The 15,393-nt window shown below is 32.0% G+C and carries 9 protein-coding genes; 6 read left to right on the forward strand and 3 right to left on the reverse strand.

Annotated features, from left to right (window positions below; genetic code table 11):
• Positions 1-101: 101 nt before the first annotated feature.
• From acs to ACVC3Y_RS04180, 5 genes are all read left to right on the forward strand, one after another.
• Positions 102-2,009, forward strand: a complete 1,908-nt coding sequence (acs, locus tag ACVC3Y_RS04160) for an acetate--CoA ligase (RefSeq protein WP_452226194.1) — start codon at positions 102-104, stop codon at positions 2,007-2,009.
• A gap of 167 nt (positions 2,010-2,176) precedes the next feature.
• On the forward strand, positions 2,177-7,489 hold the full coding sequence (locus tag ACVC3Y_RS04165; RefSeq protein ID WP_452226195.1) for a CHAT domain-containing protein: 5,313 nt from the start codon (positions 2,177-2,179) through the stop codon (positions 7,487-7,489).
• Between the two features lie 222 nt (positions 7,490-7,711).
• Positions 7,712-8,281: a Crp/Fnr family transcriptional regulator gene (locus ACVC3Y_RS04170; RefSeq protein WP_452226196.1), complete on the forward strand. Its 570-nt coding sequence runs from the start codon at positions 7,712-7,714 to the stop codon at positions 8,279-8,281.
• Between the two features lie 58 nt (positions 8,282-8,339).
• Positions 8,340-9,074 carry an acyl-CoA desaturase gene (locus tag ACVC3Y_RS04175; protein WP_303424411.1) on the forward strand — a complete coding sequence of 245 codons (735 nt, stop codon included), beginning with the start codon at positions 8,340-8,342 and terminating at the stop codon, positions 9,072-9,074.
• Positions 9,075-9,481: 407 nt separating this feature from the next.
• A complete protein-coding gene (locus ACVC3Y_RS04180) occupies positions 9,482-10,246 on the forward strand; it encodes an NYN domain-containing protein (protein ID WP_303424414.1) in 765 nt (254 codons plus the stop codon).
• Between the two features lie 125 nt (positions 10,247-10,371).
• Here the strand turns inward: ACVC3Y_RS04180 and ACVC3Y_RS04185 are convergent, their stop codons facing one another.
• Positions 10,372-11,007 carry a 3'-5' exonuclease gene (locus ACVC3Y_RS04185; RefSeq protein ID WP_452226197.1) on the reverse strand — a complete coding sequence of 212 codons (636 nt, stop codon included), beginning with the start codon at positions 11,005-11,007 and terminating at the stop codon, positions 10,372-10,374.
• Entirely contained in the window at positions 11,008-12,918 is a 1,911-nt protein-coding gene (locus ACVC3Y_RS04190; RefSeq protein ID WP_303424419.1) for a DUF294 nucleotidyltransferase-like domain-containing protein, read from the reverse strand. It lies immediately after the preceding gene.
• A 120-nt stretch (positions 12,919-13,038) separates the two neighbouring features.
• Between ACVC3Y_RS04190 and ACVC3Y_RS04195 the strand changes: the two genes are divergently transcribed.
• Positions 13,039-14,097: a proline iminopeptidase-family hydrolase gene (locus tag ACVC3Y_RS04195; protein ID WP_452226198.1), complete on the forward strand. Its 1,059-nt coding sequence runs from the start codon at positions 13,039-13,041 to the stop codon at positions 14,095-14,097.
• Positions 14,098-14,158: 61 nt separating this feature from the next.
• Here ACVC3Y_RS04195 and ACVC3Y_RS04200 read toward each other — a convergent pair whose 3' ends face one another.
• A complete protein-coding gene (locus ACVC3Y_RS04200; protein WP_303424422.1) occupies positions 14,159-15,373 on the reverse strand; it encodes a multidrug effflux MFS transporter in 1,215 nt (404 codons plus the stop codon).
• Between the last annotated feature and the right edge of the window lie 20 nt (positions 15,374-15,393).

A 15,393-nucleotide genomic window follows, 5' to 3' on the forward strand; every position in this document is an offset into this window, starting at 1 on the left:
TGATTTTTGAGGAGCTAGAAAATAATATTGAGAAGCAAATAAAAGTAAAAAAAAACCACACTGCGCTTGCCAAAGTGTCTAAATAAAATAAATAACACATTATGAGTAATTACCACATTAAACACCTAGAAGAATATTATCAAGTCTATAGAAAATCGGTTAGAAATCCTGAGAATTTTTGGGAAGAAATTGCAGAAGAACATTTTCTATGGCGAAAAAAATGGGATACCGTTTTAGAATGGGATTTCTCTAAACCAGAAGTAAAATGGTTTCAAGGAGCACAACTAAATATCACCGAAAATTGTATCGATAGACATTTAGCGACTCGAGGGGATAAAACTGCTATTTTATTCGAACCAAATGATCCAAATGAAGGAGCAGAGCACATCACATATAAACAACTTCACCACCGTGTTAATAAATTTGCAAATGTTTTAAAGGAGCAAGGTGTAAAAAAAGGAGATCGCGTTTGTATTTATGTTCCAATGATTCCAGAGTTGGCAATTTCGGTTTTGGCATGTGCTAGAATAGGAGCAATTCACTCTGTCGTTTTTGCAGGTTTTTCGGCAACAGCATTGGCAACTAGAATAAATGATAGCGATTGCAAAATGGTAATTACTAGTGATGGTTCTTATCGTGGTGCAAAAACAATTGATTTAAAAGGAATTGTAGATGAAGCTCTAGAAAGTTGCCCTGGTGTAAAAACGGTTCTGGTCGCTAAGCGAATCAATTCCGATATAAAAATGAAAGAAGGTCGTGATAAATGGCTACAACCTTTATTAGACGATGCTTCTAACCAATGTAAGGCCGAAATTATGCAAGCTGAAGATCCATTATTTATTTTATATACTTCAGGTTCTACAGGTAAACCAAAAGGAATGGTACATACCACTGCAGGTTATATGGTATACACAGCATATACGTTTAAAAATGCATTTCAATATAAAGAAAATGATGTGTATTGGTGTACAGCAGATATTGGTTGGATTACAGGACATAGCTATATTGTTTATGGACCATTAGCTAATGGGGCAACTAGTGTTATGTTTGAAGGGGTACCAAGTTATCCAGATTTTGGACGTTTTTGGGATATTGTAGAAAAGCACAAAGTAAATCAGTTTTACACTGCACCAACTGCAATTCGTGCCTTGGCAAAGCAAGGTGTAGAATTGGTAGAAAAATACGATTTATCCTCTCTTAAAGTTTTAGGAAGTGTTGGAGAGCCAATCAATGAAGAAGCTTGGCATTGGTATAATGATAATGTAGGTAAAGGTCAAAGTCCTATTATAGATTCGTGGTGGCAAACCGAAACTGGTGGAATTATGATTACACCAATTCCGTATGTAACACCAACAAAACCAACCTATGCAACTTTACCTTTTATTGGTATTCAACCTTGCTTAATGAATGAAAACGGGGAAGAATTAAAAGGCAACCAAGTAGAAGGGCGTTTGTGTATTAAATTTCCTTGGCCAAGTATAGCAAGAACCATTTGGGGAAACCACCAGCGTTATAAGGACACCTATTTTTCAGCCTATGAAAACAAATATTTTACAGGGGATGGCGCATTGCGAGATGAGGTAGGTTATTACAGAATAACTGGTAGAGTAGATGATGTTATTATTGTTTCTGGCCATAACTTGGGTACAGCTCCAATCGAAGATGCAATTAATGAACACCCAGCAGTTTCCGAAAGTGCAATTGTAGGTTTTCCTCACGATGTAAAAGGAAGTGCACTATATGGTTATATTACATTAAAAGATGTTGGTGAAAGTAGAAATCATGATAATTTGCGAATTGAAATAAACCAATTAATTTCCGATAGAATTGGTCCAATAGCAAAATTAAATAAAATACAGTTTACTAACGGGTTACCAAAAACAAGAAGTGGGAAAATTATGCGACGTATTTTACGTAAAATAGCAGAAAATGACACTTCTAATTTAGGAGATATTAGTACCCTATTAAATCCAGAATGTGTACAAGATATTATGGATAATGCACTTTAAAAGTTAAATCTTTTTTTTGTATATTTATTGAAGTTAATCTTAACTATTTCTTCCTAGAAATAAATTAATAGCATCAAACTATCTGCATTCAGATAGATTCACGCGTAGAAAACTAATTTTCTGCGCGTGAATTATATGTTTTATAAAACATTAATTAGGTGCGTATTATGATAAAAAAAGCAAAGTTTTACGGAAATGAAATTAAAGTGGATAATATTGATAGTATTCTACCAATAGCATTACACAATAAATTTGAATTAAAAACCAGTATTGAGGTATCTTCTAATAGATCAGAAAATAAACCAATAATTGTAGAATTTGAAGCACACGATTTGCTGGCTTTGCAATTTACAGATAATACAGAATGGATAGGGCATCCAGAAGATATTCAAGAAATATATAATGAAAAAACATTAGAAAAAAGATCTGGTGGTGACGATGATTATTTATTTGAAACTCAAATAGCAACAGACGAAAATTCTAGAGGACTCATTAAACGCGCTTTAGTAAAGGTGTTTAGTGTTTTTAAGGCAAAAAAAGTAGCTCAAGTTTCTATGAAGATTCTTGGTCAAACTTATGATAAAAAAATTCAGCCACATCCAGGATTATATCAAGTAGATGCTAATTTTAAATTAGTGCCTTATAAAAAATCAAAACAAGATAAATACTTAGTATTACTTCATGGTACATTATCTACTACTATTGATGCTTTTGGTAGTTTAAATAGTAGTAATACATGGCAAGAAATAATGGATATTTATGGAGATAATATTTTAGCATTAGAACATTATACCTTATCTCATAGCCCATTGCAAAATGCATTAGATTTTTTAAAACTTTGTCCAGAAGATTGTACTATCGATATATTAAGCCATTCTAGAGGAGGATTAATAGCAGATATTTTAGCTAAATGTGATTTTAGAAATTATATTTCTAAAGTAGGTTTTAGCGAAAATGAATTAAGTATTCTAAAAAAAGAAGATGCGCATTCCTATAAACTAATGCAAGAAATTAATGCACTAGTAGTAAATAAGCGAATTAAAATAGATAAAGTAGTACGAGTAGCAGCTCCAGCTAGTGGAACTACTATTCTTTCTAGAAGAGCAGATCATTTTTTTAACCTCCTTTTAAACGCTATTTCTATAGCTTTAGGTGTTAGAAATCCAATGTATGAAGCTGTAAAATCTTTCCTTATGGAATTGATTTCGCAAAAAGAAAACCCTGAAGTATTGCCAGGATTAAATAGCATGATGCCAGAATCTTTGTTTCAAAAAATGATGAATGCGGCAGATACAATTGTTGCTGGTGATTTGTATGTTATTTCTGGAGATTCAGATGTTTCAGGAGTAAATTTTAGCTCGCTAAAAGTGATTCTTGCTAATCTTTTTTACCGAACAGCAAATGATCTTGTAGTGGATACCTATCGTATGGTTCATGGTGTACAAAGAACAAATGGGGTTCACGTTTTTCCTTCCAAAGGAAGTAATACAAATCATTTTAAATACTTTTCTAATGTAAAATCTTGCGATGCTATTGTCCAGGCTTTTAACGATTCCGAACAACATCCAGCTTCTGTTTATACGAAACTTCTTAATGCAGAAAATGGAGATAGAGGAGTAATACTTGATAAGTTTTCGTTAGAAGGTTTTTCATTAAAACCAAGTAATATTACTCGAGATGTTGTTATTATTATTCCAGGAATTATGGGATCTACTTTAGCTACCGATGAAGATGACCAATGGGTAAACATGCGTAACATTAATAAAGGAGCTATTGTAAATGAATTAAATATTAGCTCAGATAAAGTAAAAGCTTCAGGTATTATTAAAGACTTTTATTCTAAAATAAGTGAGTATTATGCAGGTAAGTATGATGTAATAACCCTAGAGTTTGACTGGCGAAAATCTCTAAAAGGTGCTGCAAAAGAATTAAGTAGTCAATTAGAAAAGCTAATAGAATCGAATGTTAATATTAATATTATAGCGCATTCTATGGGAGGATTAGTTGCTAGACAATGCATGATGGATTTTAAAGATTTATGGGCTGCGTTTTCTGATAATAAAAAGAATAAATTTATTATGCTTGGTACACCTTGGATGGGCTCTTATCTCATCATGGAAGTACTAACAGGTCATAGCAGACGAGTAAAACAATTAGCCGCTTTAGACTTTAGAAATAACAAAAAAGACCTACTAAAAATTTTCTGGAAATACCCTGGAGTATTCGAGTTATTACCAATAGAAAAATATAGCAAAAGACCGTTTTGGGATCCACAGTTTTGGGCAGATTTAGATAAAGTAGCCAATTTAAAACACATGCCTCCAGCTAGTAAAAATACGAGATCGTTAAAGGAGTTTGAGAATTTTAGAATAAGCGTACTTGACTTTCTTAAAAATTTAGAAAAACAGGAAAATAAAGACTTTTTTAAAAATATATATTATGTAGCTGGAAAAGCAGACGAAACTGTTTTCGACTATACATTTAAAAGTAGATTTTTATCTAGTTATGAAAAACTAGTATATAAAGCAACCTCTTATGGCGACGGAAGTGTAACCTGGCAATCTGGAATTCCGAAACAATTAATAGGCAGTCCAAATTTATACTATTCCAATACAACACATGGCGAGTTAGCAAACGAGTCTTATATTTTTGATGGTCTTGAAGATATAATCGCAACAGGAAGTACTAATAAATTAAGTACACAACAACCAAAATCTAGAAGTGGCGAAGTAATTAGCGAAGTATATAAATATGCCGAACCACTAAACAATGAACAGGATATTATTAAAGCATTATTCGATACACAACAAGTTGCAGAAAAGGAAGCAGAAATGATTAATGTTAGCGTAATAAATGGTGATTTACGTATCTCTTCTTATCCAGTATTGGTTGGTCATTTTTATATGGATTTAATTTTAAGCGCAGAAAAAGCATTAGATAGTTACTTAAATAGTCGCTTGTCGCAGCGTTTAGATATTGGTTATTATCCAGGTAAAGTAGGTGAAAGCGAAGTGTTTTTTAATTTAAAAACCCAACCAAAAGGAGCTGTGATTTGCGGACTAGGAAGCTCCGATACATTAACCACTTTTTTATTAGCTAAAACAGTAAAAATGGCAACCCTAAAGTACGCCATGTTTTTGCGAGATAACTATACCTTACCAGAAGCTAAAAAATATGCTACAGGAATTTCGGCAATATTAATAGGTATTGGTTATGGTAAATTACCGTTAGAAGATTCTCTTAAAGGTATTTTACTAGGCATATCTGCAGCAAATGCATACATAAAAGATAGAGGAGAAGGTTTAAAACAAATTAAAGATTTAGAAATTATTAACTATTACGAATCTGTAGCAAGTCAAGCATACTTCAGTTTAAGTAGAATGCAAGATAATGATAACCGAATCTTAATTAATCTAACAAAAGGTGTTTTGCGTAGAGCAGGAGCCAAAAAGAAACAACTATATTCCGATAGCAAATATAACTGGTGGTATAACCTACACATTAATGGTGTTTTAAAATCAGATAATGATAAAAATGAAAAAGACAATGTAGTAGGATTTAAATATTATTCCTCTAACGGGTTGGCAAGAGTTGAACAAGAAATGATAGATATTGGCTTATATAAAATTAACTTTTTATTACAACAAAAATCTTATCAATCTACTTGGGACCAAAGATTATCTAAGGCATTATTTGAAATGTTAATACCTAACGAGTTTAAAAACACTTTTAGAAATCAAGCCAATATGATTATCAAGTTAGATAAAAATGCGGCACAAATACCTTGGGAACTTTTACACGATCACGAGACTGACGAAACACCAGCAGCAGTGAGTTCTAGTTTTATTAGACAACTAGTAACAGAGTACGCAACAAACAACACTCAAGTATCCTTAAATAATAACAGTGTTTTTGTAGTTGGAGACCCAATATATAATAGTGACAATTTACCTCAATTACCAGCAGCAAAAGAAGAAGCAGAATGGGTAACCAAAAAATTAAATCAGTTTGGTTTCGAAACCAATTCTATGATTAGTGCCTCGGCAGCACCTATAATGATGGAGCTGTTTAATAAAAAATATAAGATATTACATTTTGCAGGACATGGTTTATACGATCCAGAAAATAAAGAAGTAGGTATCGCAATTGGAGATAACATTTGTATAGATCCAGCAACCATAAACCAATTGGGGTACGTACCAGAATTTGTGTTTATTAATTGTTGTTATTCAGGTACAATAAATGTAAAAGACGAAAAATATACTAGAGAACGTTACCGATTAGCTGCAAACGTAGGAACGCAACTTATAGAAATGGGAGTAAAGGCCATTGTAATTTCAGGTTGGGCTGTCAATGATGCTGCAGCAAAAACGTTTTCCGAAGTATTTTATAAAAACATGCTCGATGGAGATATGTTTGGTAGTGCTGTACAAAAAGCAAGATTAGCATGTTATCAAAACCATTCTAATACCAATACTTGGGGAGCATATCAATGTTACGGAAATCAGTTTTATAGATTTTTTACTAGAGGTTCTAATAAAAAAGAAGAATTCGAATATGTAATCCCTTCTCAAGTATATACAGATTTCGATAACCTTTTAATAGCGATTAGAGATCAAAAATATAACAGCAATCAAGCACTTAAAAAATTAGAATACTATTTAGAAAAAGTAGAACAAGCAAACCTACTAGACGCTAATATTTTAGAAAAAGAAGCATTAGTGTACAACGAGTTAGGCGAAACAGAAATAGCATTACAAAAATTTAAAGACCTATTTGTTTACTCAAATGGTAATTTTTCAATCGAAGCCTTAGAGCAATACTGTATTATTAAAACCAATCATTTAAATAATAAAACGCTTATAAACGATCTTCAAGAAATCGAATTTTTAACTCTAGTAGGCAAAAACCCTTGTCGATTAAACATTGTTGGTAATGCTTACAAACTAGCATCAACACATTTAGAATCTAAAAACAAAAAAATAGAATACCTTAAAAAAGCATTTGCAATGTATGTAGATTCGTATAAAACTTCTACCAATAAATACGATGGTAATAGCTTAGATGCTATGTCAAACCTAATATTTATAGGACATATTATAGAACTTTTAGACGACGAAAAACTAGAAGACCTAATAGCAAATAGTGGCGCTTTCGAAAACAGTGTAGACATAAAATCTTACCTAATAGATTTTCATCAAGAACTAGAAGATTATGATAAAACCGACTTAGATGTCTCTGTGCTAATTGGTATGGCAGAAGCTAATTTCGGGCTCATGCTAATCAACAATAACTTTAAACCAAACATCGAAATAGATATTATAGACAGGTTTAAAGATGTTTTTCAGCTCCTATATAGTCCACGATATATTAAAAATGAAATTATTCAAATCGACTTTTTACTATGTTATATAAAAGATAAAACCATTAGAGAACAATTAAAAACAATAAAATTAGAAATAGAAAAGTTGCTTAATTAGTTGGGCATTTCACTTTTTCGCTAAAGCTACAAACTGTCGGGCTTTCACTACTCGCTCTCTGCGAGGAGCTCAAACACGCGTTCAATCCCTAATGCGAAAACAACCTCTTTCTTAAAAACAAAAAACCTTGCGATTTTATGCTTATAAAAGTATAAAATCGCAAGGTTTTCATTTAAACTATAAAATTAAATAACGTTCTTTGCTACACACAAAAAATAGTGCATGAATTTTAGAGAGTATATTGAAAAAACGGTTCCAGTTTCCGATGCAGATTGGCAATTGTTTTCCTCAAAATTAGAAAACAGAGCCTTTAAAAAAAAGACGAAACTTTTAGAAGTTGGTGCTACCGAAAACTACATCTCATTTATAGAAAAAGGAATCGCACGTTTTTTAATTCCTAAAGAAGAAAAAGAAAAAGAAATCACCTTCGGGTTTTGTTTTAAAAACGAATTCATAAGTGCCTACGATTCTTTTCTAACCAGAACCCCTTCCTTATACCAAATAGAAGCTTTAAGTAATATGTCTGTTTGGAGTATTTCATATGCAGACCTCCAAGAAGTATACGAAAAAACAGCAATCGGAAATCTAATTGGGAGGCTTTCCTCAGAACGTTTGTTTCTTATAAAATCTAAAAGAGAACAATCCCTTTTAAACGAAACAGCAAAAGAACGTTACCTTAATTTATTTACCGAAAGACCAAACCTAATAAAAGAAATTCCGTTAAAATATATCGCCTCCTATATTGGTGTAACACCACAAGCATTAAGCCGAATTAGAAAACAAATTTCTTAACCTAGATTCATTTTAATTGGCATCCAGTATGCAGACCTTTGTGTATTAAGCAAACACTATGGCAATTCTTATATTTATTATTATTTTATGGTATACCGGTTTATTTTTTCAAACCTTTTTCTTGCATCGTTATGCAGCACACCAAACCTTTACCATGTCTAAATTTGCCGAAAAAGTATGTTTCTTTTTAACTTGGGTATTTCAAGGCTCTAATTATTTAAGCGCTTATGGTTATGGCGTTATGCATAGAATGCATCATGCTTATGCAGATACCGAAAAAGATCCTCACTCTCCAAAATACGATGCCAATGTATTTGCAATGATGTGGAGAACAAAAAACATATACCAAGACATTAACCAAAAACGAATTGACGTAGCAGATAAGTTTACTAAAAACGTACCACAATGGCAAAGCTTCGATGCCTTTGCAAGCTCCAGAATATCTAGAGTCGTTTGGGCAGCAGCATACACCATATTTTTTATCGCATTTGCAACCGCTTGGTGGCAATGGTTATTATTACCAGTTGCTTTTTTAATGGCACCAATTCATGGCGTAATAATTAACTGGTTTGCACACATTTATGGCTACCGAAATTTTAAAGTAAGCGACACTTCAAAAAACCTACTACCATTCGATTTTTTAATGATGGGAGAAGGCTACCACAATAATCACCACACACACAGCGGACGCGCAAACTTTGGCGTAAAATGGCACGAAATAGACGTTACATACTGTATTATGGTGGTTTTAGATAAACTACATTGTATTAAGCTTAATAAAACAAAAGCATAATTTAGTACTACCTAAAGCAAAATAAAAACGTTTTAAACTTGGGCATTACCCTTTTCCGCAAAGCTACAAAGCGTCGTGCTTTTCGTTATATCTTTTGCAAAAAAGCAAAAGGATGCCACTACAATCACTAATGCAAAAAGCAACCAAAAAAAGTTGCTTTTTTAGTACCATTAAAAATCTTGTTTTTACGAAGCATTACGTATTCAGTTTTTAAAAAGATGTTATATTTAAACACTCCCTTAAACAATAATGTAGTACATAATAGATCTGTTAAACCCCATGGCTTAACGGAATAGGAAATTACAAGTAACGCACATAATGTATTTTAATTATAATAAACCTAGTTATTAAAGTGGTTTTATGTTATAATGCCATTATCTTTATACACAATTATTTAAAACAAAAAAATGACAGACATAAAACTTGCAGTACTTATTGATGGCGATAATATACCATCCGCCTATGTAAAAGAAATGATGGAGGAGATTGCAAAATATGGAAATCCAACCATTAAACGTATTTATGGCGATTGGACCAAGCCACATCTTTCTAAATGGAAAAATATGCTGTTAGAAAATGCCATTACACCAATCCAGCAATATGGTTATACAACAGGTAAAAATGCTACAGATTCTGCTATGATTATTGATGCTATGGATATTTTGTACTCGCAAAAAGTAGATGGTTTTTGTTTGGTGTCTAGCGATAGCGATTTTACTCGTCTTGCTACTCGATTACGCGAAGCAGGAATGCAAGTATATGGTATTGGCGAAAAGAAAACACCGAATCCTTTTATTGTAGCTTGCGATAAATTTATTTATATCGAAATTCTTAAAAATCAAGCAGAAGAAAGCGATAGTAGTTCTACCGAAAAAGAAACAAACAAACAAAACAAGTTAGATGCCATAACTCAAAAAGAAATTAAATTTATTGCAGCAACTATAGACGATGTTGCAGACGATGATGGTTGGGCATTTTTAGGTGATGTTGGAAGTTTATTACAAAAAAAACAACCAAATTTCGATTCTAGAAATTATGGGTTTCAAAAATTAACCCCTTTAATTAAATCGATAAAAAATTTCGAAATCGAACGTCGCGAAGATGCTAGAGGACGAATGAAATTGATTTATGTAAAAATAAAAGAGGTAAAGGCTAAAGGCAAGAAACGTTAAGTGTTAAACATAAAATAAGAAATATAAAAGATACAATTTGGTGCTTTATTCAGTATGTAAGTATCGTATAAAGTAAAAGGGATTATTAATAACAGGTTGGCATGTTAAATACATAATGTATATCCTTAATAATCACGTAAGGTTAAATTTCTATTTTTCTTTTTTTTCAATAAAGCAGATAGTTTTAAAAATAACATAGCGGTTAAGTATGCATCACCAGAAGCTGTATGTCTATCGTGCATAGTAATATTATAAGTAGTACATAGCTGGTCTAAGCTATAGTGTTTGTTGTCTTTTACGTATTTGGTTTTTTTATAAAGTTGTCCTGTGTCTACTAGTTTGTTTTTAAGCTTAGGCAATTGCATACGTTGTAATACTTGGTTAATCATAGCAACATCGAAAGCAATATGGTGTGCAACTAAAACGGCGCCTTCAATATGTTTTAAAAACAGTTTAATGGCCTCGGTTTCTTTTATTTTGGTGATATTACCAGCTTTTAAAATACCATGTATCTCTACCGTTTTTGCATTAAAATGGTCTTGTTTTAAGTAGCACTCTAAGCTATCTGCAACATGAATAGTAAAATCTTGAACAGTAATGGTTCCTATGGAAAGAATATAATCTTCTTTCGTATTTAGCCCTGTAGTTTCGGTGTCAAATACTACAAATCGTGTAGCTTCTAAAGGTTTTTTTTTACCTTTAAAACTTTCCGCGTAAGCGTTATAAAAATCTGGATATTTTTTACGTTTAAACCAATGCATCTATAATAATTGAGAGAGTTTAAAGCGTGTTTTTAATGCTTCCTGAATATTTTTTATAGGCTTAAAACAGCCTTTAAGTTTTAATCGATCTGCTTTACTTAAATGATTAACGTTTATAAAGCGACCAGAATCTTTATTTTTTAATCCTTGTTGTGTTCTAAATCGTAATAATATTCTAAAAGCACTAATACACGATTCGTATAAATCTTTGTTTTGCGGTTCTATTTCTGCTAGCTTTTTATAACGCTCAATTGTGCTATTGACTCCCTTAATATTTTGCGATAAAATGAATAGTCTAGCAGCATCTACCAGAGGCATAATGGCTCTTGCTTTGATATCGAATTGGTCTTTATGTTCTCCAGAATCTTCCACAAGAAAGTTTCTAAAAAAACTTAAAGGCGCAGGGTTTTTTAAAGCATTTCGACCCATAAAATTTAAAAATATCTCGTAACTGCTTATAGCTTCAAAAATACTGGTAGACATTTCATCTACCAGTTCCTGATTTCCGTAAACCATATCATAATCGAAAAAGATATTGCATAACAGTATTGTATCTTCATCTGGATGTGTAATCCAACTTTTAAATTGTGCTTTCCAATCGGCAAGAGATAAACACCATTTAGCATTGCTTGCCATCATGTTTGCTGGGCATAGCTCGAAACCAACTGTGTTTAGTTTGTTGTTAATGGCTAGGGATAGTTTGATAAAATAAGTGTTCACTTTGTCTTTGGTATCTTCATCGGTAACATCTTCAAATACCAAGGCATTGTCTTGATCTGTGAGTAGTAATTGTTCTTTTCTACCTTGACTACCAATAGCTAACCAAGCAAAGCTAACTGGCGGTTCTTGGTTCATTTCAGAAATACTTATAGTAATAATACGTTTAGTAATAGCTTCGTTTATCGCAGAAATAATATTTGCAATAAATGAAATTGGTATGTGTTGTTCTATATAATTTGTTAGTAGTTCTTGCGCTTTTTCTCTTATGTATTTTAGTGTTTCTGCTGTAGTTGCTCGCTTTATTTCTTTAATTAAAACCGAAGGATTGTTACCATGTATAACAATAATATCATGTTCGGATAAAATACCAATAAGTTCTGAGTTTGGCGAACCATTTTTGGTGATGCATAAATGCGAAATATCGTTTTTTAGCATCGCTATTTGTGCTTCGGCAACGGTTATGCTTTGTGGAAACGTAATAACAGGGAAGGACATAATGTTTTCTACTTCTTCTGTAATTGCATGTAAACCTGTTGCAATTTTATTACGTAAATCTTTATCTGTTATAATACCAATTGGTTGTTTGTTTTTTGTAATAACAATAGAACCAACTTTGTTTTTACTCATAACTAAAGCCGCTTCTTTAATAATAGTATGTGCTTTGCAAATAATTGGGTTTTTAGAGAAGTTAGCCGATTGAACTTCGGTAAAACTAGTACTATTGGTTTGCAAAAAGTCTTCGTTGGCAAATAGCGTTCCTTTATCTTCTTCCGAATACGGATTTCTTGTATTGGTAGCAAAACTTGCAATTAAAAACTGATTGGCTTTGGGGTTGGTAATTATAATATCCTCTAACACTTTAGAAGACATACTGTATACAATACTTTCTTCAATTGCTTTGGCATCTAGTAAATATGAATCTTTTCTAATTAATGCACGCAATCCAAAAATATCTCCTTCGTCACATTCATCTACCAAACTAGACCCTCTATAAATGCCAATAGCACCATCTTTTACCACATAAAACGAATCGTGCAAATGCTCATTTTGCTTAAATATAAAATCCTCTTTTTCAAGATAAATTACTTTTACTTGTGAAGCTATAGTAAAGAGTTGCTCGTAAGTTAATGCATCAAAAGGAGGGAAGCTTTTTAAGAAATCTAAAATACGTTCTGCAATAGTATTCTTCATTGTACTAAGTTATAGAAAATCATTCATTAATAACTTGATAATTATCATATTGTTGGTAAAATGCTATAGCTAATAATTAGTAATAATTTAAGTAACTTCGTGTTCTAATTATTCCATTATATGAAAACTAAACTATTTGTAATCGTTTTATCCTTGTTATTGTGTTTTAATTGTAAAGAAGAAAATACTCCTATAGTTGAAGCTGTTGGCATACATTCTTCTGCAGTAACTTATTTACAACCTAATACTGAAGATCAATTTCTTGGCGGGATTAAAATGATACCAATTACAACACCAAAAGGAGATTTTAAAGTGTGGACTAAGCGTGTTGGAAATAATCCTACAATGAAAGTGCTATTATTACATGGAGGTCCAGGAATGACACACGAAATTTACGAGTGTTTTGATGGCTACTTTCCACAAGAAAATATTGAATATTATTATTATGATCAATTAGGATCTTATTACAGTGATCAACCAAAAGATTTAAGCCTTTGGGATTTAGATCGCTTTGTAGAAGAAGTAGAACAAGTACGAATCGCTTTAGGTTTAAATAAAGATAATTTTTATCTCTATGGACAATCTTGGGGCGGTATTTTAGGCATGCAATATGCATTAAAATATCAAGAAAATTTAAAAGGATTAATTATCTCTAATATGGTTGCTTCTATACCAGATTATCAAAAATATTCGGACGAAGTTTTGGCTCCTAAGCTAGATCCAGAAGTTTTAAAAGAGATTATGAGTTTTGAAGAAAAAGAAGATTATGAGAATACACGTTATTTAGATTTAATAGTAAAAAACTATTATACCAAACACGTAATTAGAATGCCTGTTGAAGAATGGCCAGAACCCATAAATAGAAGTTTTAAACATTTAAATCCAGATGTGTATATCACCATGCAAGGACCAAGTGAATTTGGAATAAAAGGGGACGCAAATCTTAAAAATTGGAATGTTAAAGATAGATTGAAAGAAATTAAAATACCAACATTAACTATTGGTGCAACACATGACACTATGGACCCAGAACATATGAAATGGATTTCTACAGAAGTACAAAATGGACAATTTTTATTGTGTCCTAATGGAAGCCATCTCTCGCAATTTGATGATCAAAAAGTATTTTTTAAAGGATTGATAAACTTTATAAAAGAGGTAGATTCAGGTGCTTTTTAAAGAAGATTAAGATGTTTTTTGTAGTGTTTTAAGATTTAGAAATAAGAAGAACGAAAAGAAATTAAGCTTGTATTTCTTCTCTTTTATGAATTACCCGCATTCGAATAAAGATTAAAAAGGAAAGGGAACCAAATACCGTAAACCCAATAAATAGAGGTAAAGCAGTATCGTGAATAAAACTACCAATAAAATTAGCAATTGGCACAGCCATTATAGTAGAAACAAAACCTGTAATAGCAGCTCCAATTCCTGCAATATGCCCAATAGGTTCCATCGCAATGGCTCTTAAATTTCCAAAAATAAAGCCAATGGTAAAGAATTGTATGGCCATAAAAACTAAAATGATTGCTAAAGAAGGATTTGTAGTTGCATTCCAAAATAAGGAAACATATAATAAAGCGTTTACACTAAATACTATAATAGCAAAATACGATAAACGCCACATACCTAAACGCATAACAAAGCTACCATTTAAAAAAGTAGATAAACCAACACCTGCTGCTAATCCAGCAAAAATGTAAGGAAACTCTTCAATTAAACCATATTGCGTTTCAAAAATAACCTGAGAAGCACTTAAGTAGACAATAAAAGCCCCAGAGATAAAACCAGAAATCACAGTAAAACCCATTGTTTCTTTATGTTTTATTAACTCTCTTAAACCATCTAAAAAAACATGCCTGCTAAATTTGATTTTATATTCTGGTTTAAGTGTTTCTGGTTGTCTTTTCCAAAACCAAATACTAACTAAAAAAGCCATGATTAATTGCACATAAAAAATGCCTTTCCAATCATAATGATTAAGAATAAATTTCCCCATTACAGGAGCGATCACTGGAACTAAAATAAAGAAAGTAGTTACAAAAGACATAATTTTAGCCATGTAATCTCCTTTGTACATATCTCTAATCACAGCAATTGCAATTGTTCTAGGAGCAGCTAAACCAATACCTTGAAGTATTCTTCCTAATACCATGACTTCTAAACTATGCGATAGTACACAAACAATACTACCAATAGTAAAGATAGAAAACCCAATATAAACGATTGGTTTTCTTCCAAAACTATCCGATAATGGTCCAAATAATAATTGTCCAAATCCTAAACCTAAGAAAATCATAGTAATTAGTAATTGGTTGTTATTGCTATCCAGACTGTTAATAGAAATGCCAATAGAAGTCATTGCTGGTAAAATTGCATCAATTGCTAATGCTACAATCGACATTAAAGATGCCATTAAACATATGAATTCTAATTTTACAGATTGGTTTTCTTGCATCCTGCAAAAGTAAGCCAATT

This window comes from Lacinutrix cladophorae (assembly GCF_053604645.1).

Coding starts and splice junctions, on each gene's coding strand:
- acs (WP_452226194.1), top strand. CDS start 102: ATGAGTAATTACCACATTAAACACCTAGAAGAATATTATCAAGTCTAT.
- ACVC3Y_RS04165 (WP_452226195.1), top strand. CDS start 2,177: ATGATAAAAAAAGCAAAGTTTTACGGAAATGAAATTAAAGTGGATAAT.
- ACVC3Y_RS04170 (WP_452226196.1), top strand. CDS start 7,712: ATGAATTTTAGAGAGTATATTGAAAAAACGGTTCCAGTTTCCGATGCA.
- ACVC3Y_RS04175 (WP_303424411.1), top strand. CDS start 8,340: ATGGCAATTCTTATATTTATTATTATTTTATGGTATACCGGTTTATTT.
- ACVC3Y_RS04180 (WP_303424414.1), top strand. CDS start 9,482: ATGACAGACATAAAACTTGCAGTACTTATTGATGGCGATAATATACCA.
- ACVC3Y_RS04185 (WP_452226197.1), bottom strand. CDS start 11,007: ATGCATTGGTTTAAACGTAAAAAATATCCAGATTTTTATAACGCTTAC.
- ACVC3Y_RS04190 (WP_303424419.1), bottom strand. CDS start 12,918: ATGAAGAATACTATTGCAGAACGTATTTTAGATTTCTTAAAAAGCTTC.
- ACVC3Y_RS04195 (WP_452226198.1), top strand. CDS start 13,039: ATGAAAACTAAACTATTTGTAATCGTTTTATCCTTGTTATTGTGTTTT.
- ACVC3Y_RS04200 (WP_303424422.1), bottom strand. CDS start 15,373: ATGCAAGAAAACCAATCTGTAAAATTAGAATTCATATGTTTAATGGCA.